The sequence below is a fragment of the Haloferax larsenii genome, assembly GCF_024730625.1.
GTDB lineage: Archaea > Halobacteriota > Halobacteria > Halobacteriales > Haloferacaceae > Haloferax > Haloferax larsenii.
In genome coordinates this window covers 1,634,342-1,660,063 of sequence record NZ_CP078063.1, presented here as the reverse complement: position 1 = coordinate 1,660,063, position 25,722 = coordinate 1,634,342, and the positions used below count along the sequence as shown (strand labels likewise).

Sequence of the window (25,722 nt, the reverse complement as noted above, 5' to 3'; positions counted from 1 at the left end):
ACGCCCGCCTTTTTGTCCGTCACCGTCGTCTCTCTAGGCTGACCGATTCGTCTGTCTCCCATGCCCTCCATCGCAGCGGTACCCTCCCGCACGGGCGTCCTCGCCCACGTTCGCGCCGTCGCCGTGGCACTCGCCATCGTCGTCGCCGGTCTCGCGCTCGGGGTCGTCCTCACTATCGCGGCGTTCGTTCCCTTGCTAGCACTCGGCATCCCGATCGCCGAAGAGCCATCAGTCGTCCTTCTGGTCGCGTTGCTACCCTCTCAGCTCGGCTTCGCCATCGTCGGTGTGCTCGCCGCCGTGACACTCCTCGATGGAGTGCCGATTCGAACCCCTACGCGACGCGACCTCACGTGGGTCGCCGTCGGACTCGGCGGGAGTTTCGCTGCTGTCGCGGTTCTCCTCGTCGCGTCGACCGTTGTCGACCTCAGCCCGCTTCGGTCGGTCTTCGGTGCATCCGGGACGGCAGACCCTCGGCTACTCGTCGCGCTCGCGCTCCTCTCTATCTTCGTCATCGCGCCCGGCGAGGAACTGCTCTTTCGCGGCGCGGTCCAAGGGCGACTTCGGGCGACGTTCGGCCCCGTCGGCGCGATTGCACTCGCCAGCGCCATCTTCGCGTCGCTTCACGTGTTCAACTTCATCGGAGGCGGCGTGCTCGTGGTCGTCCCGCTCACGACGCTGTTTCTCGTCGGTGCAGTCCTCGGGACCGTCTACGAACGGACCGGAAATATCGTCGTTCCCATCGCGGTTCACGCACTGTACAACGCGACGCTGTTTCTCTCGACGCTGGCCGTGGGATGAACGTGAACTCGACATCGAGTTCGCGGTGAGACACACCGTCGCACCGGAGCGGAACCGATTTACTGGGGGCCCATATACAGAGATGCATGCAGCGCGCGGCACCGCAACAATTCGACCGCGTCCTCTCGTCGATGTGCACGAAGCCACATCCGGCCGCCCGCGAGGCCGCAGAACGATTTCTGGCGACGAATCCCGGCGACCCAGCCACCTACCAAGCGGTGGCTGCCCAGGAGGAGGACGCCCTCGCATCCCTCGGGGAGATAACCGGCCTCGACGAGCCACACGGCTACATCGCCAGCGGTGGCACAGAGGCGAATATTCAGGCCATCCGGGCCGCGCGAAATCTCGTCCGAGACGACGACCCGAACGTCGTCGCACCCGAGAGCATCCACTTCAGTTTCCAGAAGGCCGCGGACGTACTCGGCGTCGAGTTGCGAATCGTCCCGGTCGACGGCGACTACCGGGCCGACACCGAGGCGGTCCGCGGAGCGGTCGACGACCACACGATTCTCGTCGCGGGCGTCGCCGGCACGACCGAGTTCGGCCGCGTCGACCCGATTCCCGAACTGACCAACATCGCACACGACGTCGGCGCGCTCATGCACGTCGACGCCGCGTGGGGCGGCTTCATCCTCCCCTTTACCGACCACGAGTGGTCGTTCGCCCACGCGCCAGTCGACTCCATGACTATCGACCCCCACAAGTACGGGCAGGCGGTCGTCCCCGCGGGCGGACTCTTGTTCCGCAATAAGGAGGTTCTCGACGCGCTCGCGGTGGACACGCCGTATCTCGAATCCGCGTCGCAGGCGAGCCTCACGGGCACGCGAAGCGGCGCTGGCGTCGCGTCCGCCGCGGCCGCGATGCGCGAACTGTGGCCCGACGGCTACCGCGACACGTACGAGCGCCAGCAGGCGAACGCGAACTGGTTCTACAACGAACTCGTCGCCCGCGGGTACGACGCGGTCGAACCGGAACTCCCGCTTGTCGCCGCGCGTCTTCCCGAACCCGAATTCGACTCGCTTCGCGACCTTGGGTGGCGCATCTCGCGAACTGCTTCGGGCGAACTCCGCGTCGTCTGCATGCCGCACGTCACCCGCGAGTCGCTTCGGGCGTTCCTCGCCGACCTCGACGATATTTCACGCGCGCCTGCGCGTAACTGACCCGAACCTGAAAGCTTACATCCGCCTAGTTGTGACCCTCTGGTGTGACTCTGGACGCGCTCGTGTCGCTCGCTGACCTGACACTCGGTGTTTTCCCCGACTTCTCGTGGCTCTCGTCGCTCGTCGAGACGGCGACCGGGTGGGTCGGATTGGCAATCATCTTCGTCTACTCGTTTCTCATCGCGTTCGCGCTTCCGGGCGTGAGCGAAATCGTCCTCGCGGCACCGCTCGACCTCGGCCTGTCCCGTGGTGCCCGCCTCGCGCTCATCATCCTCGTCAGCGGCGCGGGCAAGTCGGCTGGCAGCGTCTTCGCGTTCCATATCGGCCGCGAGACGAAAGAGTCGGGCTACTTCGAGCGATTCCTCGCGCGACTCCCGGTCGACGTGATGGGGTGGTCCGAACGAAAGGCGGTCGAAATCGCCCAAAACTGGGGCTTCGCCGGGCTCGCCGCCGCCCTCTGTGTCCCCGGGTTCCCCGACACGCTCTCTATCTACGCCTTCGCCGTCCTCGAAGACGACTACCTCAAGTTCGCCGCGGCGACGTTCGTCGGCTCCTGCGGCCGTCTCATCGTGACGCTCGTCGGTATCGAGGCCATCGCGGCGGTTATCTGAGCCGCGACAGCGCGGACGCGAATTCTCGTCCGCGGGTCTGACTGTTTCCCCTCAAGCGCCGAGTCTGACTGTTTCCCCTCAAGCGCCGAGTCTGACTGTTTCCCCTCAAGCGCCGAGTCTGACTGTTTCCCCTCAAGCGCCGAGTCTGACTGTTTCCCCTCAAGCGCCGAGTCTGACTGTTTCCCCTCAAGATGTGAGAATCGGCAGTCTGGGTTATCTCTCAGTGCCGTGTACTAGAACCATGGCCTACAGACGCATTTCAAATCAGGTCGTCGTCGGGGGCGCAATCGTCGTCGTCGGCCTCGTACTGCTCGCGAACACCACCGGTCTCTACGACACGACCGGGCTCCTCCGATATGTCCCGTCACTGTTCGTCCTCGCGGGCGTCTACGCGCTCGTCGCCAGCGGCTTCCGCAACGTCGGCGGCCCGCTGGTCCTCATCACCGTCGCGGGAGCGTGGCAAGCCGTCGCGCTCGACGTCGTGACCGGGTCGCAACTCGTGTCGTTCTGGCCCGTCCTGCTCGTCATCCTCGGGCTTTCGATGGCACTCGGCCGATTCCGCTCGTCCGTCGAACCCATCACGGGCGACCGTGTCGACCTCGTCGCCGTCTTCGGCGGGCGCGAAGCACGCGCGACGACTGGCCGGTTCGCCGGTGGCGACATCACCGCGCTCTTCGGCGGTGTCGACCTCGACCTCCGCGACGTGGTCGAACTCGACAGTCCGGTCCGGGTGAACACGACGTGCCTGTTCGGTGGCGTCGAAGTCGTCGTCCCGCGCGACTGGAACGTCCAACTGGACGTGTTGCCCGTCCTCGGCGGTGTCGAAGACGAACGGCCGAGACAGGAACCGACCCACGACTCGGTAGACCTCGTCGTCTCGGGCTTCTGTGCCTTCGGTGGCGTGACGGTCAAAGACTGAACTCGGCGTCGCTGGCCGTCGACGGTAGTAAGCCCGACATTTTATATTCGCCCTCTGCTTTCGTTTCGGTGTGACAGCGACGGGCCTCCCCGACAACATGCGCATGCGCTATTCCTTTTAGCCACGGGTGGACCCGTTCTCGGTGCTCGCCGTGGTAACACACGGCGGGTCCGAACCCGGCGAACCCCGGGCCGTCTCCGCATCGACTGACAGACACATCCGTACCGGCGGGCTTTAGGCCCGCATCCGAGATACACGACACATATGAGTCACGAGGATTTCCCCACACAGAACCCAGCGGTGGTGACGTGCGGGTTGCCCTACGCCAACGGCGACCTCCACATCGGCCACCTTCGAACGTACGTCGGCGGCGACATCTACAGTCGCTCGCTGCGAACACTCGGCCAAGAGACTGCCTTCGTCAGCGGCTCGGACATGCACGGCACCCCGGTCGCCGTCAACGCCGAAGAAGAGGGCGTCACACCCGAGGAGTTCGCGCTTCGCCACCACGAGAAGTACGAGGCGACGTTCCCGCGGTTCAACATCGACTTCGACAACTACGGCCACACCCACGACGAGACGAACACCGAACTGACGCAGGAAATCGTCCGCACGCTCGAAGCCGAGGGCTACGTCTACGAAAAAGAGATTCCGGTCGCCTACGACCCCGACGCGGACCAGTGGCTCCCCGACCGCTACGTCGAGGGGACCTGCCCGTACTGCGGCGCACACGCCCGCGGCGACGAGTGTGACGAAGGCTGTGGTCGCCACCTCGAACCCGGCGAAATCGAGAACCCGACGTCGGTTCGCACCGGCAACCCCGCGGAGTACCGCGAGCGCGAACACAAGTTCTTCGCCGTCTCCGACCTCCAGGAGTACCTGCAGGAGTTCATCGACCGCCTCGAAGGCACCTCGAACGCGCAGAACCAGCCGCGCGAGTGGATAGAGGGCGAACTGCAAGACTGGTGTATCACCCGCGACATGGACTGGGGTATCGACTACCCCGACGACGACGAGGGCGAACTCGTCCTCTACGTCTGGGTAGACGCGCCTATCGAATACATCGCCTCGACGAAGCAGTACACAGAGCGCGTCGGTGCCGACACCTTCGACTGGGAGGCCGCGTGGAAGGAGTCGGAAGGCTCCGAATCCGGCGGTGATATCGTCCACATCATCGGCCGCGACATCATCCAGCACCACACCGTCTTCTGGCCGGCGATGCTCAAGGGTGCAGGCTACACGGAGCCTCGCGCCGTCATGGCCTCCGGCTTCATCACGCTCAACGGCAAAGGCTTCTCCACGTCGCGCAACCGCGCCGTCTGGGCCGACGAGTACCTCGACGAGGGCTTCCCCCCCGACCTGCTTCGCTACTACCTCGCCACCAACGGCGGGTTCCAGCAGGACGTGGACTTCTCGTGGTCGAAGTTCCAAGAGCGCGTGAACAACGAACTCGTCGGCACCGTCGGCAACTTCCTCTACCGCTCGATGCTCTTTGCCTACCGCAACTTCGAGGGGACGCCGGAAGCAGACCTCTCCGCCGAAGTTCGCGACCGTATCGAGGAAGCCATCGAGGAGTTCGAAGCCGGTATCAACGACTACTCGATTCGGAAGTCCGGCAACGCCGCGGTCCGCCTCGCGCAGTTCGGCAACGAGTACATCCAGCGGAACGAACCGTGGAAGCTCACCGACGAGGACCCCGAGACCGCCGCACAGGTCATCCGCGACTGCGTCCAGATTGCGAAGGCCGTCGCCGTCCTCTTCCACCCCGTCGCACCCGACAAGATGCAGGCGCTCTGGGAGCAACTCGGCGAAGACGGCGCTGTCGCGGACGTCGGCGTCGATGCAGCCTTCGAGGCCCCGGCAGCGTCGTTCGACGAACCCGAAGCGCTCTTCGAGAAAATCGAAGACGACCGCGTCGAGGAACTCAACGAGAAACTCGCCGAGCGCGTCGCTGCGACGGAATCCGAAAGCGACGAGGCGGAGGAGGACGCAGACGACGATATGGAAGCCGACTCTGACCTCGAACCCATCGCCGACGACCGCATCTCCTTCGAGGAGTTCCAGGACCTCGACCTTCGCGTCGGCGAGATTCTCGACGCCGAAGGCATCGACGGAGCCGACAAACTCGCCAAGCTGACCGTCGACATCGGCGTCGAAGAGCGTCAAATCGTCGCCGGAATCAAACAGCTCCACGACCTCTCGGAACTGGCTGGCAAGAAGGTCATCATCGTCGCCAACCTCGAAAAGGCCGAGCTGTTCGGCACCGAGTCCAACGGCATGCTGTTGGCCGCAGGTGAGCAGGCCGACCTGCTGACGACCTACGAGGACGCCGTCCCCGGTACCAAGGTCCAGTAGCTCCGCACACCTGGTTTTTTGATTCGAATCCGAATGCGATTTCGTAGCCGCTATCTGTCCTGACTGCCGAGCGATGGCTATGGAACTCGATGGCCGAACTGTCGCCGGTGTCGTCGTCGTGGCCGTCGTGGCCGTGGTCGCGTTCGGAATACTGGGCGGGTCCGCAGGAACGCTGACCGTCGAACAGGTAGACGACCTCCCGCAGGGACAGGGTGCAGTCTCCTTCCACAACCTCGACCCCGACCAACGCGAGGCCTTCCGAGAGGCGCTCCAGACGGGAGACGGCGTCGAGCTACCGAACGAAGCCGCGCGTAACGAATTCATCGACCCCGGCTACGTCCGCTACGACGGTGGCATCTACAAGACGACCGTCACGTCGAACTGAGTCGTCGCACGCGGATTTTCTGCCGTTCACGTCTCGACCGTCGAATGCATTCGTATCTCGACTGTCACGACACGTTCGCGTCTCGAATGTCGCAGCGCAACCGGAGTCACTTTTATTCCTAACGGTGGACCGTCGGGCATGCGACTCACCGGTTCGGTCACCGTTTCACTCGTCGTCGTGCTCGTCGTGCTCTCTGCGGGCTGTCTCGGCGGGAGCAACGGGACGGGCCAGTTGACCGTCGAGGCGGTCGACGAACTGCCGGCGGGCGAGGGTGCCGTCTCGTTCGAGAACCTCTCACCGGAGCAGCAGTCGGTGTTCCAGCAGGCGCTCGAAACAGACGGTGGCGCGACGATTCAGAAGGGAACCGACCGAAACGAGTTCATCGACCCCGGCTACGTCCGCTACGACGGGTCGGTGTACAAGACCAGCGTCGCGGTCCCGTGACCAAAAAGCCCTATCGTGGCGGTCTGAGCCGGTAGTAGCGGCGGTTGAGGTTGTACATGTATCCCTCTTGCATCGTCTTGAGCACCGCGTAGGTGACGATGCCGAGGACGATTGGGAGCAGGAACGTCAGGTCGAACAGCAGGTCGACGTTCATCGGCATGAGGTTCTTGACTGCCAACAGCGAGATGGTCAGCGCGAAGACCACACCGAAGACGCCGACGGCCGCCCAGAACGGCTCTTCGACCGGGCGTCTGGCGCTTCCTTTGTTGAGGAAGGGGACGATGGCGATGAAGCCGACGACCACACCGTTCGCGAGAACGCCGTAGGTACGGTCGGCCATGATTTTCTGCCCGCCGAGGATGGCGAGGTCCGGATTCAACGGACTGAGTTTGAGCAGCCCGAACGACCAGTAGAGGTACCAGTCGGGCAGGATAATCGCCGGCGTCTGACTCGGGTTCGCGGGTGCGCCGATGTGTGGCGGCATCGTCGCCGAGAGGAACAGAATCATCCCGACGAAGAACGACGCAATCGAGAGGTTCCGAACCGTCTCGTGGGGCCACGTCGGGAACGCGAGCACGTCGCGCTCGACGTAGTCTGACGACTGCCTCAGCTCTTGGTCCTCGTAGCGAGAGCGTTCGAAGTACTCGTAGGTGAGCCGAGCGAGCCCCGTCTTTCGTTCCTTTCGTTCGCGCCACGTTGGCGTCTCGTCGTCCGGTGGAACGGGCCCCGTCGGGAGACCGCCGTCGGCTTCGGGTGAACTGTCTGCCCCGGATGTGTCGCCCGCACCGGTTCCCCCATCGGTCCGAAGTGGGCCGTCAGTTCGGCGCATGCTCCTAGGTTGGTCTCTGAGAGCAAAAACAATGTGGAACGTTCACAACCAACAAATGAGAAAACGTCGGGGCTGCGTCTCAATAGCGTACGTATGTGAACCAATTACTCGACACCGAGTTTATCATTGGGCTTTTTTATTTCTCGGCCGTAGGTCGCGCTATGCGAAACGCGAAAATCGTCTGTACTCTCGGTCCGTCTTCCTTCGACCGAAAGACGATTCGTGGGCTCGCCGACGCTGGAATGAGCGTCGCCCGGATGAACGCGAGCCACGGAGACGTCGAACACCGGTCGGAGGTCATCGACAGCATTCGCGCTGTCGACGACGCGACCGAGGAACCGCTCGCGGCCATGCTCGACCTGCAGGGCCCCGAAGTACGAACCGCCCCTATCGACGACGACATCTACCTCGAAACGGGAAGCGAGGTCCAGTTCTACGAGGGCGACGAGGCGACACCCGAAGCAGTAGGTCTCTCGTATTCTATCTCCGCCGCAGAACCGGGTGCGAGAGTGCTCCTCGACGACGGCCGCATCGAAGCGACCGTCGAGCGCGTCGAAGACGACTCCGTCTACGCGAAAATCGTCTCCGGCGGCCAACTCGGCTCCCGGAAGGGCGTGAACGTCCCCGGCGTCGACCTCGACATCGACCTCATCACCGACAGCGACTACGAGAACCTGAAACTCGCCGCCGAGAAGGAAGTCGACTTCGTCGCCGCCTCGTTCATCCGCGACGCGGCCGACGTGTACACCATCAGCGACACGCTGGAGGAACTCGGCGCTGACATCCCCATCATCGCCAAAATCGAGCGCGTCGGTGCGGTCGACAACCTCGACGAGATTATCGAGGCCGCCCACGGCGTGATGGTCGCCCGCGGCGACCTCGGGGTCGAGTGCCCGCTCGAAGAGGTCCCAATCATCCAGAAGCGAACCATCCGCAAAGCGCAGGCCGCTGGCGTCCCGGTCATCACCGCGACCGAGATGCTCGACTCGATGGTCCGTGCCCGCCGGCCCACCCGCGCCGAGGCCTCTGACGTCGCAAACGCCGTCCTCGACGGCACCGACGCCGTGATGCTCTCCGGCGAGACGGCCGTCGGCGACCACCCCGTGCGCGTCGTCGAGACGATGTCCCGTATCGTCCAGGAGGTCGAAGCCAGCCCCGAATACGACGAGAGCCAAGAACAGCGCGTCCCGACGGCCGACGAAAGCTCACGAACCGAGGCACTGGCCCGCTCTGCGCGCTACCTCGCCCGCGACGTGAACGCCGCCGCCGTCGTCGCCGTCTCCGAGTCCGGGTACACCGCCCGAAAGACCGCGAAGTTCCGGCCCGGCGTCCCCGTCGTCGCGGTCACGCCGAACGACCGCACTCGCCGCCAACTCTCCCTCTCGTGGGGCGTCTCCGCCGAGTACTCCGACTACAGTGACAGCGTCGAGGCCGTGATGGACGACGCCGTCACGGCCGCCCTCGACGCTGGCGTGGCCGAGTCCGGCGACACAATCGTCGTCCTCTCCGGGATGATGACCGAACTCGAAGGGACGAACACGACGAACATGCTCAAGGTCCACGTCGCCGCCGAATCCGTCGCCAACGGTCGGAAAGTGGTCGGTGGCCGCGTCGCCGGTCCCGTCTACCGGACGAGCGACGGCGACCTCTCGGACGTGCCCGAGGGCGCGATTCTCTCGCTCACTGCCGACTTCGACGGCGAGTTCGACGGCGACGCCGACAAGCTTGCAGGTATCGTCGACGCCCGCGCCGGGATGACGGGCTACCCCGCTCTCGTCGCCCGCGAACTCGATATCCCGATGATTTCGGGCGCACCCCTCCCGACCACGGTCAGCGATGGGTCGCTCGTGACGCTGCACGCCGAACGTGGCATCGTCTACGAAGGCGACGTCATCGGCTTCGACCGCTCCGAGCGGGACTAGTACGGTACCCGCTTCGCACACGAGTTCAGGAGTCTGCTCCGACCACGAGTGCGGTAGCCCTTTCAGAACGCATCGCGTATTCGAAACTGATGTCACGTTCCCCCAGTTCCGAAGCCGACGACGATGGCGACTGGCGATCCGGCGTCGACGAGGTCGGTCCAGAGGGACTTATCGAAGACCAACCCCCAGAGCAAGAGCCAATCGAACCTGGGTCGCCGAACGCCGAGAACGTCCTGTTCGTCGTGCTCGGGGTTCTCTTGACGGTCGGGCTGCTTCTGTCTGCGGTGTTCCCGAACGCTCTCTGACTGTCGGCCTGCTCGCTGGTCACACCAACGCGACCGCTTCAGAGCTACGCGAACCGAGCCGCCGCCCCTCGAATTTCCGATTTTGATAACCGAGCCTCTTGATTTATAACCTCCCGGTTGGAATCCTCGTCAACCCCCAACCGGGCATACGACATGAGTTACGCAGTCCGCATACCCTCGCTACTCGTCGCCGTGATGGTCCTCGTCGCGTCGTTCTGGGTTCCGGTCTCGGTAGTCGCGGCCGACGGACCGAGTGCGTCGTTCGAGAAGGATGTCACGACTGTCACCCGTGGTGACGAAGTCGAGATACAAGTCTCGCACTCCGAATCCGGCACCCTCCACATCGGTGGTGACGACTACGGCTACCACCTGACGGTCGAGCTTACCGGGTCGGGAACGACCACCGTCACTATCGACACGTACAATTCGACCGCCAACAACGCGTCCGATTACATCAGCGGCGGCGGTGCGAAGAACCTCACGACCGCCTCGCTCGACGAACCCATCGAACCCTCGACGTACCTGATGAACGTGACCATCGGCGGCGTCGAACGGGCAATCGGCCAGCTCAAAGTGACGCCACGTGGGAACACCTCTGCAGAGACCCACGTCGCACCGGCGAGCCTCAACGATTCCGACGACGGCATCTCGGCCGACTCGCTTCCGGGCTCGATGACGAAACGCCAGATGGTCGCCAAAGGTGACTACGCAGTCATCAAACTCAACGAGAGCGGCCTCGAATCGGCGTTAAAACCCGATGACATCTCCGGCGGCCCGACAGCCAACGGTATCAAAGTCTCGATGAACCAACTCGAAGTGCGTCCGAACCACGAGCAAGAGACGTTCCTCGCGACGCCAGAAAACGGGGCGACGGTCGTCGAAGACCTCGAAAACGACCTCATCTACGTCGTGTGGGACACGTCTGACCTCCCGCTCGAAGGCGACACAGAAGAGTACGAGGTGACGGTCACGCTCGAAGGCGAGAACAACAGCCTCGTCGAAGAAGACACCATCACGGCGCGGTCGCGTGTCGAACTCGTCGAGCCGACCATCTCTATCGACGTCCACAACGAGACGACCTACCCGTGGGAGGCCCTGCAAGTCAACGTCACCGGCGAAACGACGATTGCACCCAACAGCGTCCTCGAAGTTCGTGCCCGTGCACCCGGCCAACCGTTCTTGAAACTCGTTCCGGTCACGGTGAGCAAAAACGGGACGCTCAGCAAGAACCTGACCTTCGCTCCGGAGGACCGCGGCCTCTCGTTCCCACTGTGGATTCGCGGCGATTACTACGACCTCCGCGACCAGACCGAAACGAAGCTCGAACTCCTCGAATCCGACGCCGGAATGCGCTTTGTCGACCAGGAGACCGACGGAACCTACGTCACCGTCAGTGAGGTGACGCTCTCTGTCGGTGGCTTCGTCCGCGTCGAGACAGCGGACGAAGAGCCGCTGGGAACCAGCGCGTACCTGCCACCGGGAACCCACGAGAACGTCATCGTCGAGTTCGACCGGCGACAGTTGGCCGACGGCGAACTGCTCGCTGTCGCTCACACCGACCAGAACCGCGACGAGAACTTCTCGGTGAGCGACGACCCGCCGTACCGGACGAACGGAACGAACGGAAGCATCGTCGCCGACGACGCGATGGTGCGCCTCGAACCGGACGCGAAGACGCCGACGCCGAACCCGACGACGGCGACCAGTACCGAAGAAGCGGCCGAACAAGTGACGGCGACGGCGACGGCAACGCCCTACCCCGTCACCGAACGGACGCCGTTAGAACCCTCGGGGTCGGCGACGAACACGGGAATCCCGCTTTCGCCCGGGTTGGTCGTCGTCGCGCTCGTCGTCACCGGACTTCTCGCACGGAGGCGCCAATGACCGACACGACGCATCACAGCAGGCTATCGACGATGAACGAACGAACCGAGACCGACTCAGGCGAACGCGTCGAGCACGGTGACTGCGACGGTAGTTTTAATCTGAATCCTGCTCGTCACTCGAACAGATACGAACGTGACATGGCCGGACACGACGAACATCCCGACAGCGCGGGTGGCGAGGTGAACTGGTAATGCCGCGGTTGGTCGAACTCGGGTCGAAGCAGTTCGTCCGCTTCCTGTCGGACCTCTGGACCCAACGCAATTGGCAGACCAAGATACAACCCCGTGGCGAAGGTCGTTTCCTCGTCCAGGGCCAGCGCGCAGACGGGACGAAGGGGATGATGCTGGTCCTCCCGACCGTCGACGCAGAGGTGACGAAGGACCACGTTCGCGGATTTATCGCACACGCCAAAAAGCGACAGATAGACGTCATCGTCGTCGCCTCGCAGGGCGAGTTCGCAGACGAGGTTCGCGGCCTCGCCACGAACCACGACGTGAAACTCCTCGACCGCGACGAACTCGGCGAGACCGTCGAAAACGAAGGCATGGAAGAGTCGGTCAGACAGTACACCGACGGCGACGTGTACGAGACCGCAGAAGTCGAGTTCGGACTGCCGTTCGACCTCCCCGAACCAATCGAAAACGCGCTTTCGTCGCTCCCGTTGGCGGCCATTCAGGAGCGAATCAGTGGTCTGACTGGCGGCGGTGATGGAGATGGTGGCTCGGGCGGCAGTTCCGACGATGGCTCGTTCCGTGACCGCCTGCCGTCCTCGCTCGACGACCTCAAATCTAGCTCACCGCCGAGCGTTCGCGTCGTCGTCGTCGCCGTCCTCCTTCTCGTTCTCGCCCTCGGGTCGGTCGCCGCACTCGGTCCCGTGGTCAACGGGTCCGGAGGGTCCGGCGGTCCGAGCGGCGTCGCCATCTCTGCGGTCTCGACCGCGCCATCGTCGTCCGCAGACATGACTGCTCGGTGGAACGCGCAGACGACATCGTCGATAACGGTCGGAAACAACACGTTCACCGCCCCTGATGGCGAGCAGTTCGTCGTCGTGGCGTTCAACGTGACAAATCAGGGGTCTTCGCCGGGCTCGCTTTCGCAGTCGGCCGTCGTCTTCGAATCTGACGGCGTCCGCCACGGCCACCAGCCGCTTCGGAACGTGAGTGCGTTCGGCGGCGGTCTCTTCGCACCGAACGACTCGAAGACGGTCTGGACCGTCTACGCCGTGCCCGAGGACACGAAGACCGGCACGCTGGTCGTCCAGCCGTCGAACGAAGACACCGTCGCGTTCGTCTACGACGACTCGCTGGCGGCGGAACCACAGACCGAATCGTAAGCCGGCCGCTGGTTTTTCCGACGCGACTCACGCAGTTCGACCCTCAACCCTTAATCAGGTCACGTCCCTAGGGCCTGTATGGTTTACCCGCCGTTCCCGTTGCAGGCTGGTCTCATCGGCCCCGAGACGCTTCCGTTGCTCTTGGTTCTCGCCGGGCTCGGCCTGTCACTCGCCGAAGCAATCGTTCCCGGTGCGCACTTCGTCGTCGTCGGGGTCGCCCTCCTCGCTGCGGGTCTCGTCGGGCTGCTGTTCCCGCCGCTCGCAGCACCGTTCGTCCTCGGACTGTTGGTGTTCGGCTTCGGTGCCCTCGCACTGTATGGCTACCGCGAACTCGACATCTACGGGGGCAAAGGCGAGGGCCGGACGAGTGACTCCGACGCGCTGAAAGGAAAGACCGGCCGCGTCACGGAACGTGTCACCCCGACCAGCGGCGAGGTAAAACTCGACGAAGGTGGCTTCAATCCCTTCTACGCAGCGCGCTCGGTCCACGGCGATATCGAAGTCGGAAGCGAAGTCGTCGTGGTCGACCCCGGCGGCGGCAACGTCGTCACTGTCGAAGGATTCGACGTCGGACAAGACGAAATCGACCGCGAACTCGCCAGAGAGCGCGTTCGGCAGGCCGAAGCACGAGAACAGGAGCGCGAGAAAGAACGCGAAGGCGCAGAAGAGGTCTAACCAACGCACTTCGGGGACCTCGGAGGGCCGAGCGTCCACCACCGACGCGAAGCAGAAACCGTCCGACGTGGCGGGGCTGGCACACGAATACTTATCACATGGCCAACCCTAGACCGGGATATGGACCTACTTGCCCTCCAGGCGGGGCTTGGGTTTGGGAGCGTCGCTATCGGCGTTCTCGTCCTCGTGCTCGCCATCGTGACGGTGTACCAGATGGTCGAAATCGTAGACGCCTACGAAAAGAAGGCCCTCACCGTCTTCGGTGAGTACCGGCGTCTGCTCGAACCGGGTATCAACTTCATCCCGCCGTTCGTCTCTCGCACGTACGCGTTCGACATGCGTACCCAGACGCTCGACGTGCCGCGGCAGGAAGCCATCACCCGCGACAACTCGCCGGTGACCGCCGACGCAGTCGTCTACATCAAAGTCATGGACGCCAAGAAGGCGTTCCTCGAAGTCGACGACTACAAGCGCGCCGTCTCGAACCTCGCCCAGACGACGCTCCGCGCCGTCCTCGGCGACATGGAACTCGACGACACGCTCAACAAACGCCAAGAAATCAACGCCCGCATCCGCAAGGAACTCGACGAGCCCACCGACGAGTGGGGTGTCCGCGTCGAGTCCGTGGAAGTCCGCGAGGTCAACCCCAGCGCCGACGTGCAGCAGGCGATGGAGCAGCAGACCTCCGCCGAGCGCCGTCGCCGCGCCATGATTCTCGAAGCGCAGGGTGAGCGTCGCTCCGCCGTCGAGAAGGCCGAAGGTGAAAAGCAGTCGAACATCATCCGCGCACAGGGTGAAAAGCAGTCGCAGATTCTCGAAGCGCAGGGTGACGCCATCTCGACCGTCCTGCGTGCGAAGTCCGCCGAGTCGATGGGCGAACGCGCCATCATCGACAAAGGCATGGAGACGCTCGAACGCATCGGTCAGGGCGAATCGACGACGTTCGTCCTGCCGCAAGAGCTCACGTCGCTGCTCGGCCGCTACGGCAAGCAGCTGACCGGCTCTGACGTGAAAGATGCGGAGAGCCTCTCCAGCCTCGAATTCGACGAAGAGACGCGCGAACTCATCGGACTCGACGACATCGAGCAGATTCTCGGCCAAATCGACCAGGCGGCCGAGATGGACGTCGAGCAACTCGAACAGGAGGCCGAAGCCATCAAAGCGGGTGCCGAAGTGAACAACATCAAGTCGCCCGACGAGGTCATCGCCGAGGCCGACGAAGAAGACGAACAGTCCATCAAACCCGCCGACGAAGTCGTCTCGGAAGCTGACGCCGACGAGACCGCGGCCGCGTCGAACGACCAATCTGGCAGTGACAGCAGCGGCAGCACGGACAGCAGCGACGACGAAGAAGCGATGGAGTTCGAGAAAGACCTCGAATAGTCGCTGTCGCCGTCGCTGTCGGTATCGTCGCTATTGTTGGTATCGTCGGTATCGTCGGTCTTGTCGTCGAATACAGACTAGTTCCGATAACCGACAATCATCGTTTCAGACGAGTGAAATGCCGAAGCGCTTTTCTTCCGTCCACGTCCTACTTCCGGTAGATGTCGGACCGCCGGATAGATGAAGACAAGCGTGCGACGCTTCGTCGCTTCGCCGCGCTCGGGGCCGCGACGCCGCTCGTCGGCCTCGGAGGTGGTGACGAAAGCGACGACTCGTCGAAGTCGAGCGACGCGCGCGACGCCATCGTCGGCTACGTCGCGGCCACGCCCGGCGCACACTTTTCGAAGGTGCGAGACGACCTGCAACTCGGGACCGGAGAGACGCAGTACCACCTTCGAAATCTCGTCGACGACGGCACTCTCGACGTGCGGCGCGACGGAGACTACAAGCGATTCTTCCCCGCAAAACGGTTCTCGGAGTTCGAACAGGTCGCGCTCGGCTACCTTCGGCGCGACACGCCGCGCGGAATGCTGATTCACCTCCTTCGGGACCCGGATGCGACCGGGAGCAAACTCGCCGATACGCTCGACGTCTCGCGCGCGACGGTGAGCACCTACGCGAAAGAACTGGATTCGGTCGGCCTCCTCTCGCGGGAGGACGGCTACGCAGTCAGTGAACCCGAGACGGTTATCACACTCTTGATTCGGTACGCCGACTCCTTCGGCACCGACGCCGCGGCGTTCGCAAACGACGCCGCCGGGTTCATCCGATTCGACCCCTGAGACGGGGTGGGTTGCGTCGGTCGTATTGTAGTGTTTTCCGCAGCCTGACCGGTGAGCGGCGAGCCTCGACGAGCCACACGACGACCCGCGATGTCACTCGACGGTGACAGGCGACAACAACTCCGAACGAAAAAGGTGGAGACGACGGCGTCAGCGGTGGCAGGCGACAGGAACGTTAAACCGTAACTTTCCACGTCGTTCCCGACGAGTAACCCCACTTTTCGACGTCGACGTCGAAGTTCCCGTCGAGAAGCGGGCGCATGTTGGCCCCGACTTCCTTCGCCGAGAGACCGAGGTCGTCGGCGATGAGTCGGGATTTGAAGTACGTCTTCGTGCCCGCGTTGCGGCGGAGGTACTGGAGGATGCGGTGCTGCTTTTCGGTGAGGTCGGCGGGGACCTCCGAAACGTCGGCTTCGACGGCAGTTGCCGTGGCGGTCGTGCTCATACTTACAGAGAGTACCGTATCGCCTATCAGGGGTTTGGTACAGGAGGTTAACACGTCGCTGTCTTGCGATTAGGTGCCGTCGATGGGGGTTCGGGTACGATGTTCGGGCCGCCGCAGGTACAGTCAGCTAACACTCGGGGAAACCGGAGAATCCAGCAGGGAGACACGCTCCGCGGGGGCAAGACAGAAAATACATACGCCGATAGCGGCCATAGGTCGATAATGGGTCGCCCGACAGATGGGCGCTCGGCCACCGCTACGCCGGCCAGCGTCGACGTGAGTGTCGTCCTCCCCGCGTACAACGAGGAGCGGACCATCGAAAACACCGTTCGCGTCACCCTCCAGACGCTCGAATCGTTCCTCCCCGCCGACGCCTTCGAGGTCATCGTCGCCGAAGACGGCTGCGACGACCGCACGCCAGAGATAGCCGACCGCATGGCTGCCGAAGACTCGCGTGTGCGCCACTTCCACAGCGACACGCGACTCGGGCGCGGCGGCGCGCTCGAACACGCCTTCGCGGCCGCACACGGCGAGACGCTCGTCTACTTCGATACGGACCTCGCGACGGACATGCAACACCTCGAATCGCTCGTCGAACGCGTCCGCTCGGGAGAGTACGACGTCGCCACCGGGTCGCGGTGGATGCCCGAGAACGTCGCCGACCGCCCGGTCAAACGCGGCTTCCCGAGTCAGGTCTACAACGGGCTCGTTCGCGTCTTCCTCCGGTCGGACCTCCGCGACCACCAGTGTGGGTTCAAAGCGTTCAGCAGGCAGGCGTTCGAGACGCTCCGCGACGACGTCGAAGACGAACACTGGTTCTGGGACACCGAGATGCTCGTGCGCGCCCAGCGCGCCGGGTTCCGGGTCGCCGAGTTCCCCGTCGATTGGGAACCGAAAGGCGACACGAAAGTCGACCTCGTCCGCGACGTACTCGGGATGGGCAGTCAGATTCTTCGGACGTGGTGGCAACTCTCGGTTCGGCCGCGTATCACCCGCGAGGTGACAATCGTCTCCGGGTTGCTGTTGACGCTCGTCGCAGTGGCGCTGATGACGCTCTACATCGACCCCTCGGAGGTCCTGAGCGTCCTCGGCGACGCCGACCCGACGCTCGTCGCGGCCGCCGCCGCAATTTACGTCCTCTCGTGGCCGCTCCGTGGACTACGCTACCGCGACATCCTCGGCGAACTCGGCTATCACGAGAAGACGGGCTTCCTCACGGGGGCGATATTCATCAGTCAGACCGGGAACCTCGTGTTCCCGGCCCGCGCGGGTGACGCGGTGCGCGCGTACGTAGTGAAGGCACGACGCGGCATTCCGTACCCCTCCGGATTCGCCTCACTCGCCGTCGAGCGCGTCTTCGACCTGCTCACAATCGCGGGTCTCGCGGGCGTCGTCCTCGTCGGACTCGCCGCCACCGGCGGCCTCAACGACATCGCGTCGGTGCTCGCAACAGGCGTGAGCGGTGGCAACGTGGACGTGTCGGCCAGTGACGTGCGTACCGTCGCCTACGTCGCCACGGGCGTCGGCGTCGTCGCCATCGCGGGCGTCCTCGCTATCGCCCTCTCGGCCCGCGCCGACAGCAACCTCGTCCGCGCCGTCGTCGGTCGGTTTTCGTCGGATTCGTACGTCGAGTACGTCGCGGGCGTCATCGAGCAGTTCGTCTCCGACCTGCAAGCCGTCGCCGGAAACCGCGCCGCCTTCGGGCGCGTCGGCGTGTCCAGCCTCGCCATCTGGACGATAGACGTGGTGACAGCCGTCGTCGTCCTCTTCGCGCTCGGCGTCGATATCGACCCGACCGTCCTCGTCGGCGTCTCCTTCTTCGCGGTGAGCGTCGGCAACCTCGCGAAGGTCCTCCCGCTGTCTCCGGGCGGCGTCGGTCTCTACGAAATCGCCTTCACCGTGTTCATGGCTGCGCTCGCGCCCGTCACGCCCGCGATGGCGCTCGCCGCCGCCGTCCTCGACCACGCGGTGAAAAACGCCGTCACCATCGTCGGCGGTGTCGCGTCGATGCTCTCGCTCAACGTCTCGCTGACGACCGCCGTCGAAGAGAGCGCAGACGTCCGCGAGCGTGAACTCGCCGAATCGGAGTAGGCAAGAACTAACGCGTCTTCAGTAGAGGTCGCAGTTGAATGGGGCGAGCGCTGCTGTCACGGCCGACTGGAGCGCGTCCGTCCGGGTGACTTGTCCACCCGTGAACACGCCTGCGGCACCCTCGTTCGTCGCGATATCTTCGGTCCCGAGCACGTCGTCCATCACCGGCCCGAGTTCTTCGCCGTCGTGAATTCGCTCGGCGATGCGGTCGGGGAGGAGGAAACTCGGCCCGGCACCGCGGCCGACCCGCGTGCCGTCGGTCGCTGCGGCCCACATGACCAGATAGAGGTCGCCGTCGCTTGCGACCGCTTCGGTGTCGGTCGAAAACGACGCGACCCCGCCTTCAATACCGACGCCGAAGCGGTAGTCGCCGGTCTCGAAGACGCGCTCGGCGCGGGTGATCGCACCAGTCAGTGTCTCGTCGTGCCCGACGGGTTGCTCCGAGACGCCCGAATCGACGGCGACGGCTGCGACGCGGGCGTCGGGACAGGCCAACTCGACCGCACGCCGCTTCACCGGATTTCCGCTTCCGACTGCGATGTCCATATCGGCAGGCGAGTGGGAACTCATATCGCTCCATCGGATTCTGTCTCGGCGGTCGGGACCCACGGTTCGGGGAGGTCGGCGTCGGGGTGGAACAGTCGGGCAAGCCGGTCGACGCCGCCGACGAGCGCAGGGCTCGGTTGATTGAGAAGCGAGTCGTCGACGGCGTGGACGGCCGCATCGACGTTCCAGCCGCGAGCGTCGAACGCTTCGGGGTCGCCTCGTTCGCCCTTGCCGCACGGATGGAGAACGACGTGGTCCGGGTCCGCGGCGGCAACCTCGTGGCCGGAGAGTTCGCGCGAGCGTTCGCCCGCGTCGACGAGCGAATACGACCCACCGGCGGCGCGAACCACGTCCGGAACCCAGTTGCCGGCCGCCATCGGCGGGTCGGCCCACTCTTCGCAGTAGACTTCGGGAGCATCGCGGCCGGAGACGGCGTCTGCAACACGCGAGAGGTGTGCTCGGCAGTCGTCGGCGAGTCGCTCACCGGCAGCGGCGTCGCCCGCGGCCGCACAGATTCTCGGGAAGGTCTCGAACACCTCGTCGAGTGTCGATGGTTCGACGTGGTGAACCTCGTAGCCGTGTTCTCGGGCCTCCGTCGCGACGTCCTGCTGCAGTGGGTCGCTCGTGCAGACGACGTCCGGGTCGAGTTCGGCGAGACGCTCGAAGTCAGGGTTCAACCACCCACCCACGAGTGGCCGGTCGAGCGGAGAGTGAGCGGTCGCGCCGACGATTCGAGCGGCGAGACCGGCCGCGTCGAGGATGGCCGCCGCACTCGGGGCCAACGAGACGACTCGGGGCGGAGAGTCCGTGCGCATAGTCCGCAAACGTTCCTCCGAGAAAAATATGTATCGTGTCCACTGTGTCCGGAGGAGACACGAGTTCGGGAGGTGAGTAAATGGTCCGTGTGGGGCGTCTACACACAAAAATTGTGGACAACCGGCGGGCGATACCAAACCATTTATGCGTTCGTCTGCGGTCGTACGTGTTACGGACCGCCTCCGGGTTCTAGCCGAATCTAATCCCCCCTTCCGGAGCACCCGCCGTCGTAGCCATGAGTGAACGAATTTGGACCCGAAACCCCGGCGCACAGGAGCAGAAACAGAAACAGCGAGGCCGACGACAGAGCCAAGAGGAAGAAGAGACCACCAAGGGAGACACGCTCAAGTGTCCTGAGTGTGGCGGCCACGTCGTCACCGACGACGAACACGGTGAGACCGTCTGTGACGACTGTGGTCTCGTCGTCACCGCCGATTCGGTCGACCGCGGCCCCGAGTGGCGCGCGTTCGACGCCCGCGAGAAAGACGAAAAGTCCCGCGTCGGTGCACCGACGACGAACACGATGCACGACAAGGGTCTTTCGACCAACATCGACTGGCGCGACCGTGACGCCTACGGGAACTCGCTGGGCGCTCGCCAGCGCCAGAAGATGCAGCGCCTCCGCAAGTGGAACGAGCGCTTCCGCACCCGCGACTCCAAGGAACGCAACCTGAAGCAGGCACTCGGTGAAATCGACCGCATGGCCTCCGCGCTCGGTCTCCCCGAGAACGTTCGCGAGACGGCATCTGTCATCTACCGCCGTGCACTCGACGACGACCTGCTCCCCGGCCGTTCTATCGAGGGTGTCGCCACCTCGTGTACCTACGCCGCTGCCCGCATGGCCGGCGTCCCCCGTTCGCTCGACGAGATTGCGGAAGTCTCGCGCGTCGAGAAGAGCGAAGTCGCCCGCACCTACCGCTACATCGCTCGCGAACTCTCGCTCGAAGTCAAGCCCGCCGACCCCGAGCAGTACGTCCCCCGGTTCGCCAGCGAACTCGGCCTCTCGGACGAGTCGAAGATGCGCGCCCGCAAGCTCCTGAAGAACGCCAAGGAGAAGGGCGTCCACTCGGGTAAGTCGCCGGTCGGCCTCGCCGCCGCCGCCGTCTACGCCGCCGCACTCCTCACCAACGAGAAGACGACGCAGGCCGCAGTCAGCGAAGTCGCCGACATCTCGGAAGTCACCATCCGCAACCGCTATCACGAACTCCTCGAAGCCGAGGAGAACCTCGGCCTCGTCTAAGGTATCACTCCGCGACGGCGCTTTCAGACCGGTCGCGACATATCCTCGCTTATTCGACAGCTGAGCGGTTGCGCTGTTCGCTGGTTCCGGTGTGACGTCGAGTTCAATCGGGGAGAAACGTTTTGACGTGAGAGCGACACGTCCGTACGATGCGCACGGAACACGCCCTTCGCGTGGGCGACGCCGCCGACACCGAGCTCGCCGACGGGAGCGTGGACCTCGTCGTCACCTCCCCACCGTATCCCATGATAGAGATGTGGGACGACCTCTTTTCGGCCCGCGACGACGCGGTCGCCGACGCGCTCGACGCGGGCGACGGTCAGGCGGCGTTCGAGGCCATGCACGACCAACTCGACGCGGTGTGGGACGAACTCGAACGCGTCCTCGCGCCGGGCGGCCTCGCGTGTATCAACGTCGGCGACGCGACGCGCAGCCTCGACGGGTCGTTTCGGTTGTATCCGAATCACGCGCGCATCCTGACGGCGCTCTCCGAGCGCGGGCTCTCGCCGCTTCCCGACGCACTCTGGCGAAAGCCGACCAATCGCCTGACCAAGTTCATGGGGTCGGGGACGCTGCCGACCAACGCCTACGTCACGCTCGAACACGAGTACGTTCTCATCGTGCGCAAGGGCGACTCGCGGTCGTTCCCGCCGGGCGACGACGACCGCTACGAGAGCGCCTTCTTCTGGGAAGAGCGAAACGAGTGGTTCTCCGACCTCTGGGAGTTCACGGGTACCGAACAGCGTCTCGATTCGGGGGCCAGAGAGCGCTCGGCCGCGTTCCCGGTCGAACTGCCGCTTCGACTCATTCGAATGTACTCGGTGTACGGCGACACCGTGTACGACCCGTTCGTCGGGACCGGAACCACCACGTTGGCAGCGATGCTCGCCGGGCGCAACTCGGTCGGCTACGACCTCGATGCCGGACTCGTGGACGCGTTCGAAGACCGGTTGACGGACGTGTGTGAACGCTCCCGTGCTGCTGTCGAAGCCCGACTCGATGCACACCGCGACTTCGTCGCCGACAGAGACGACGAACCGGGCTACGACGCGACCTATTACGATTTCCCGGTCGTGACCAAACAGGAGCGGGACATCCGTCTGTACGCCGTCTCGTCGGTTACGAAGACCGAGTCGGGTGACAATCGCCAGTTCGTGGCCGAGCACGAACCGGTCGACGACACAGACGCACGCAGTACGCAGGGCGACGCAGTCGCCGACAGCGACGCGACCGAGGAACTCGACGCGGACGACGACTGACTGCGGACTCGTCGGCGACGACGCCACCCCGTTCGCCGCCAACGCCCGACTGCCCCGCAGACGTTTGCGGGCACGGACACCGATTTAGTCCCCGCCGTCGCAGTGACGGGTATGGACCTCTCGTTCGACTCGTTCGTTCTCGCAGCGAGCACCGCCGACCTCGGCGACGAACCCGCCGCCAGAGCCGACGCAGACGCCATCGAGTTCCGGATGGACCTCGCCGACGACCCGCTTTCGGCCCTCGACGACTACGACGGGGACCTCCCGATTATCGCGACGAACCGCGCGGAGTGGGAAGGCGGTGAAGCCGATGGCGACGAAGTCGACCGCCTCGACGCGCTCGTCGCGGCCGCGGAGACCGACGCCGTGGCCGCGGTGGACATCGAACTCGAAAGCCTCCACAAAGCGGCTGGCGTCGACGCCGCGACCCGCGCCCGCGCAGTCGACGTCGACGTAATCGCGTCCGTCCACGACTTCGAGCGAACGCCAGCGCGCTCGGAACTCACGCGACACCTTCACGAGGCGGCCACGCTCGGCGATGTCGGGAAACTCGCCGTCACCGCCCACACCGACGCAGACGCACTTCGCCTGCTGGACGTGACGCGCGCGGCGACCGAGTGGGACGACACCGTCGCGACGATGGCGATGGGTGAAGCGGGCAGACACACCCGCGCCGTCGCGCCAGTGTACGGGTCGAAAATCGGCTATGCACCGGTCGACCCCGAAGACGCGACCGCGCCGGGGCAGTACGACGCCGCGACGCTCCGAGCCCTCGTCGGCGACCTGTCCAGCAAACCGGACGTTTAAGACGGCAGACAACGACGGCCACGCACGATGGCCGATGCTCGTCGTCGCGCGCTCGTGGCCGCCCTCGTCGGGATTCTTGGCGCATCGCTCGGAATCGCCGGCGCTGGGCACGTCTACCTCCGCGAGTGGCGACGCGCTATCGCGTGGTTCACGTTCGTCGTCGGCGCTGGACTGGTCTTACTGTCGGCATTTGCCGACCCGGCGACGGCGACGCTCAGCGAACTGCCGACCGAAGTGACCGTCCCTATCGTCGGACTCCTCTTCCTCAGCGCGCTGGACGCCTATCGAATCGGAATGCGAGGCCCAGGGCACCAGCAGAACGACGGGCAACCAACCTGTCCCGCCTGCGGCGGTGGACTCGACCGAAACCTCGATTTCTGTCCGTGGTGTGCCGAAGAACTCGAATGGCACACCGAAGAGCAATAAACCGGCGCGTTACTTCTCGATAATGCTCTCTTCGACCGCTTCGCCGAAGTGTCGAGCAGTGTCTTCGTAGTAGATGAGTACCTCGTCACCCGGTTCGAGGTCGGTCACTGCGGTTCGCCCCTCTTTGGTTGGAACCTTGATGGTCTCGGCGTTCTGGAGGAGCGTCGCGACTCGGTCGCCCTCGTAGTCGGCGACGACGCGGAACATCGGGCGTTTTTCGATTTTCACGCGTCCGACGATGGCCTCGCGGGTGTGGCCGTCGGTGTCGATGAGTTGTACCTCGTCGCCGCTTTCGAGTTCCGAGAGGTACGTCGTTCCGCCGTCGGGGGTTCGGGCGTACGCGTGGACTGCACCGGCGTTGACTCTGAATGGCCGAGACGCGACATACGGGGACTCCGCCGTCTCGGCGTGTACAAAGAAAAGGCCACGAGACATCGACCCGACGAGCATCCCCTCGTCGTGTTCCATGAGAGAGCCGGTGTCGACACAGACGCGGTCGGCCATGCCCGTGCGTTCGACTTCCTGAATCTCGGCCCACACGAGGTCGAGCGACTCGCGTTCTGCCTCGTCGCGAACCTCGACGGTCTTGCGAATCTCGTCGTGGTCGTCGCTGTCGAGGAGGACGCCATCGGACCCAATCTCCAACGTCTCGAAGGCCGTCTTGGCTTCCTCGGCGGTCGTGACGCCAGCGATGAGTTCGGTCTCCTCGCCGATGCGGGCGATGAGATTCTCCAGCGGGATGATAGTCCAGTCCTCGCCGACGACGATGGTGTGGTCGCCGTCGCGGGCAGCCTCTTCGGCGAACGATTCGTAGTCCTTGCTCAGGATGCGGATGTACGACCCGTTTGCGTGGTCGTCGCCGCGGCGGAGCGTCGTCAGGTCTGCAGATCCGGAGAAGTCAGAGGGGAGTTCGACCGTCGCGTCGCCCTCGCCGTCTTTGCCGACGATGTAGGCGTCGGCGAGCGACCCACCGTCTTCGTCACCTTCTGCTTCCATCACGTGGACGTCGGCGTCGGTGCGGAACGCGGCGACTTTCACGTCACCGAGTTCGCGCACCTTCTCGACGTCGTCCTCGTCGACGAGGACCCAGTCGACACCGGCTTCGAGGCCCGCCGTGATGCGTCGCTTCCGCGTCTCCCAGTCGCCGACCGTGTCGTCGGCTTTGAGCCAGACGCTGCGTGTCATTATCGACTTCACTCGGTGGTCAGGCTTGAACGTGGCGGATGAATCAACAGCGGGCGGGCAGAATAACCCGATTCTCGTTCGAACCGAGAATCACTATTTCGTATCGCAGTATGTGATTTATAGGACCGATATCGGACAAAAATCGGCCCAGTTGGGGACTGAGTACAGTAGCTGTAGACAGCGGCGCTGCTACGCGGGCAAGACCGTCATCGAGACCCGTGACTATTCACAGCGAGATGCAAGCTAGATTGAGAGTAGGACAGAGTGAGTATCGAGATGAGGACTTCACTATCGCAAGAGTGAGTTCACGATTGTCGAGTGCTGCCTATCGCTTCCTATCGAGGTCCTCGCTGACGAGACGTTCGCTTGTCGCCTCAATGCCACCACACGCGTGGAACGACACCCGGCCGAGTGGCTCGTGGGCACCGTAATCCAGTACGCAACTCCGGGGGTTCACACCCGGAAGAGACCGTTCCGCGTTAGAGTGATTCGTACGATACGAGTCTGATTCGTCATAGCCACTCGCCGTCGGACAGAGACTTTCGATTTCGGGGTGGCCGCTATCTTGCGCGACGTTCGGAAATCCACCGAGCAGCGCCGATGGAACACAACACGATAGCGTACACACTCGTCGAGGCTACGTCGACGAACCCCAGATAGTCCGCGCCCGCAAGGAGTATCACTAGCAGGCCGACGAGTTGCATCCCTCTGCCGATGGCGGTCTCAGAGGCGAAGCGTTCGACACTGAGTGTCATCAGGCTCTTGTATTCGACAGAGAATCTTTAATTTTCAGTCGGGTGGCGTCTAGACTCCTCGTCCCGTACGACACCCGGCAGACGCGTCTCGAACCAGTATGGCGCACGTCGTCCTCCGACTCAGATGCGACTCTGTTTTTCGGACGGGGCGCCTCTCGACCACCCTAATCGAGTGAAACGATAGAAATTCTCGGTAGAGCCGTTGAGAATGGTAATTTCGTCATCTACGAAGGCATCCCAATCCCGATGGATGAATCGTATACTGCGATATAGAATCGGAGAATTAGGCGACGGAACAGCCTTTGTGAGTGGAGCAGGGATAGACTCGACGTGTAGTGCGAGAATCGTCAGGGTGTCAGTCGGC

General features: G+C 64.0%; 26 protein-coding genes. 20 read left to right on the top strand and 6 right to left on the bottom strand.

From position 1 onward, the window contains the following. Positions 1-60 precede the first annotated feature (60 nt). From KU306_RS08660 to KU306_RS08630, 7 genes are all read left to right on the top strand, one after another. Positions 61-798 (top strand): CPBP family intramembrane glutamic endopeptidase, encoded by a 738-nt coding sequence (locus KU306_RS08660; RefSeq protein WP_258301715.1) that lies wholly within the window; start codon positions 61-63, stop codon positions 796-798. Between the two features lie 86 nt (positions 799-884). After that, positions 885-1,958: a tyrosine decarboxylase MfnA gene (gene mfnA / locus KU306_RS08655; RefSeq protein ID WP_258301714.1), complete on the top strand. Its 1,074-nt coding sequence runs from the start codon at positions 885-887 to the stop codon at positions 1,956-1,958. A gap of 44 nt (positions 1,959-2,002) precedes the next feature. Continuing rightward, positions 2,003-2,569: a YqaA family protein gene (locus tag KU306_RS08650; RefSeq protein ID WP_007545247.1), complete on the top strand. Its 567-nt coding sequence runs from the start codon at positions 2,003-2,005 to the stop codon at positions 2,567-2,569. Positions 2,570-2,810: 241 nt separating this feature from the next. Further along, on the top strand, positions 2,811-3,488 hold the full coding sequence (locus KU306_RS08645) for a LiaF transmembrane domain-containing protein (protein ID WP_007545245.1): 678 nt from the start codon (positions 2,811-2,813) through the stop codon (positions 3,486-3,488). A 264-nt stretch (positions 3,489-3,752) separates the two neighbouring features. Then, positions 3,753-5,843, top strand: a complete 2,091-nt coding sequence (metG, locus tag KU306_RS08640) for a methionine--tRNA ligase (protein ID WP_258301712.1) — start codon at positions 3,753-3,755, stop codon at positions 5,841-5,843. Positions 5,844-5,922: 79 nt separating this feature from the next. Continuing rightward, positions 5,923-6,228, top strand: coding sequence for a DUF7979 domain-containing protein (locus tag KU306_RS08635; protein WP_007545243.1), 306 nt, complete (start codon positions 5,923-5,925; stop codon positions 6,226-6,228). Between the two features lie 138 nt (positions 6,229-6,366). Beyond that, positions 6,367-6,672 carry a DUF7979 domain-containing protein gene (locus KU306_RS08630; RefSeq protein WP_258301711.1) on the top strand — a complete coding sequence of 102 codons (306 nt, stop codon included), beginning with the start codon at positions 6,367-6,369 and terminating at the stop codon, positions 6,670-6,672. 10 nt (positions 6,673-6,682) lie between these two features. Here the strand turns inward: KU306_RS08630 and KU306_RS08625 are convergent, their stop codons facing one another. Then, positions 6,683-7,501 (bottom strand): cytochrome b family protein, encoded by an 819-nt coding sequence (locus KU306_RS08625; RefSeq protein WP_258301710.1) that lies wholly within the window; start codon positions 7,499-7,501, stop codon positions 6,683-6,685. Between the two features lie 161 nt (positions 7,502-7,662). On the opposite strand from KU306_RS08625, the gene pyk reads away from it, so the two are divergent. The 8 genes from pyk (at position 7,663) to KU306_RS08585 (ending at position 15,788) form a co-directional block, all read left to right on the top strand. Next, a complete protein-coding gene (gene pyk / locus KU306_RS08620) occupies positions 7,663-9,423 on the top strand; it encodes a pyruvate kinase (RefSeq protein WP_007545241.1) in 1,761 nt (586 codons plus the stop codon). Positions 9,424-9,512: 89 nt separating this feature from the next. Continuing rightward, complete coding sequence (locus tag KU306_RS08615; protein ID WP_258301709.1) at positions 9,513-9,728, top strand: DUF7312 domain-containing protein; 216 nt, start codon at positions 9,513-9,515, stop codon at positions 9,726-9,728. A gap of 153 nt (positions 9,729-9,881) precedes the next feature. Further along, the gene (locus KU306_RS08610; protein ID WP_258301708.1) at positions 9,882-11,612 is read left to right on the top strand and encodes a DUF7282 domain-containing protein; all 1,731 of its coding nucleotides are present in this window, start codon (positions 9,882-9,884) and stop codon (positions 11,610-11,612) included. Then, positions 11,609-11,806, top strand: coding sequence for a hypothetical protein (locus KU306_RS08605; RefSeq protein WP_258301707.1), 198 nt, complete (start codon positions 11,609-11,611; stop codon positions 11,804-11,806). The genes KU306_RS08610 and KU306_RS08605 overlap by 4 nt, the downstream gene beginning before the upstream one ends. Then, positions 11,806-12,948 (top strand): DUF4352 domain-containing protein, encoded by a 1,143-nt coding sequence (locus tag KU306_RS08600; protein ID WP_258301706.1) that lies wholly within the window; start codon positions 11,806-11,808, stop codon positions 12,946-12,948. The genes KU306_RS08605 and KU306_RS08600 overlap by 1 nt, the downstream gene beginning before the upstream one ends. 78 nt (positions 12,949-13,026) lie before the next feature. Continuing rightward, a complete protein-coding gene (locus KU306_RS08595) occupies positions 13,027-13,623 on the top strand; it encodes an NfeD family protein (protein WP_007545237.1) in 597 nt (198 codons plus the stop codon). A 120-nt stretch (positions 13,624-13,743) separates the two neighbouring features. Further along, the gene (locus KU306_RS08590) at positions 13,744-15,006 is read left to right on the top strand and encodes an SPFH domain-containing protein (RefSeq protein WP_258301705.1); all 1,263 of its coding nucleotides are present in this window, start codon (positions 13,744-13,746) and stop codon (positions 15,004-15,006) included. 161 nt (positions 15,007-15,167) lie between these two features. Continuing rightward, positions 15,168-15,788: a winged helix-turn-helix transcriptional regulator gene (locus tag KU306_RS08585; RefSeq protein WP_258301704.1), complete on the top strand. Its 621-nt coding sequence runs from the start codon at positions 15,168-15,170 to the stop codon at positions 15,786-15,788. Between the two features lie 175 nt (positions 15,789-15,963). On the opposite strand, the gene KU306_RS08580 is transcribed toward KU306_RS08585, so the two are convergent. Next, on the bottom strand, positions 15,964-16,233 hold the full coding sequence (locus KU306_RS08580; RefSeq protein WP_258301703.1) for a DUF7123 family protein: 270 nt from the start codon (positions 16,231-16,233) through the stop codon (positions 15,964-15,966). 222 nt (positions 16,234-16,455) lie between these two features. Here KU306_RS08580 and aglD point away from each other — a divergent pair, with 222 nt between their 5' ends. Next, positions 16,456-18,324, top strand: a complete 1,869-nt coding sequence (gene aglD / locus KU306_RS08575; protein ID WP_007545225.1) for a flippase domain-containing glycosyltransferase AglD — start codon at positions 16,456-16,458, stop codon at positions 18,322-18,324. An 18-nt stretch (positions 18,325-18,342) separates the two neighbouring features. On the opposite strand, the gene yjjX is transcribed toward aglD, so the two are convergent. Continuing rightward, on the bottom strand, positions 18,343-18,870 hold the full coding sequence (gene yjjX, locus KU306_RS08570) for an inosine/xanthosine triphosphatase (RefSeq protein ID WP_007545223.1): 528 nt from the start codon (positions 18,868-18,870) through the stop codon (positions 18,343-18,345). A 20-nt stretch (positions 18,871-18,890) separates the two neighbouring features. Further along, positions 18,891-19,685 carry a helical backbone metal receptor gene (locus tag KU306_RS08565; RefSeq protein ID WP_258301701.1) on the bottom strand — a complete coding sequence of 265 codons (795 nt, stop codon included), beginning with the start codon at positions 19,683-19,685 and terminating at the stop codon, positions 18,891-18,893. Between the two features lie 236 nt (positions 19,686-19,921). On the opposite strand from KU306_RS08565, the gene KU306_RS08560 reads away from it, so the two are divergent. From KU306_RS08560 to KU306_RS08545, 4 genes are all read left to right on the top strand, one after another. Continuing rightward, entirely contained in the window at positions 19,922-20,926 is a 1,005-nt protein-coding gene (locus tag KU306_RS08560; RefSeq protein ID WP_007545220.1) for a transcription initiation factor IIB, read from the top strand. A 149-nt stretch (positions 20,927-21,075) separates the two neighbouring features. Next, complete coding sequence (locus KU306_RS08555; protein WP_258301700.1) at positions 21,076-22,185, top strand: DNA-methyltransferase; 1,110 nt, start codon at positions 21,076-21,078, stop codon at positions 22,183-22,185. Positions 22,186-22,296: 111 nt separating this feature from the next. After that, positions 22,297-22,992: a type I 3-dehydroquinate dehydratase gene (locus tag KU306_RS08550; protein WP_258301699.1), complete on the top strand. Its 696-nt coding sequence runs from the start codon at positions 22,297-22,299 to the stop codon at positions 22,990-22,992. Between the two features lie 27 nt (positions 22,993-23,019). Further along, positions 23,020-23,418, top strand: a complete 399-nt coding sequence (locus KU306_RS08545) for a DUF7575 domain-containing protein (RefSeq protein WP_007545217.1) — start codon at positions 23,020-23,022, stop codon at positions 23,416-23,418. A gap of 9 nt (positions 23,419-23,427) precedes the next feature. On the opposite strand, the gene KU306_RS08540 is transcribed toward KU306_RS08545, so the two are convergent. Both KU306_RS08540 and KU306_RS08535 read right to left on the bottom strand, forming a co-directional pair. After that, complete coding sequence (locus KU306_RS08540) at positions 23,428-24,603, bottom strand: 3-dehydroquinate synthase II (protein WP_258301698.1); 1,176 nt, start codon at positions 24,601-24,603, stop codon at positions 23,428-23,430. A 560-nt stretch (positions 24,604-25,163) separates the two neighbouring features. Beyond that, positions 25,164-25,358, bottom strand: a complete 195-nt coding sequence (locus KU306_RS08535; protein ID WP_258301697.1) for a hypothetical protein — start codon at positions 25,356-25,358, stop codon at positions 25,164-25,166. Positions 25,359-25,722 lie beyond the last annotated feature (364 nt).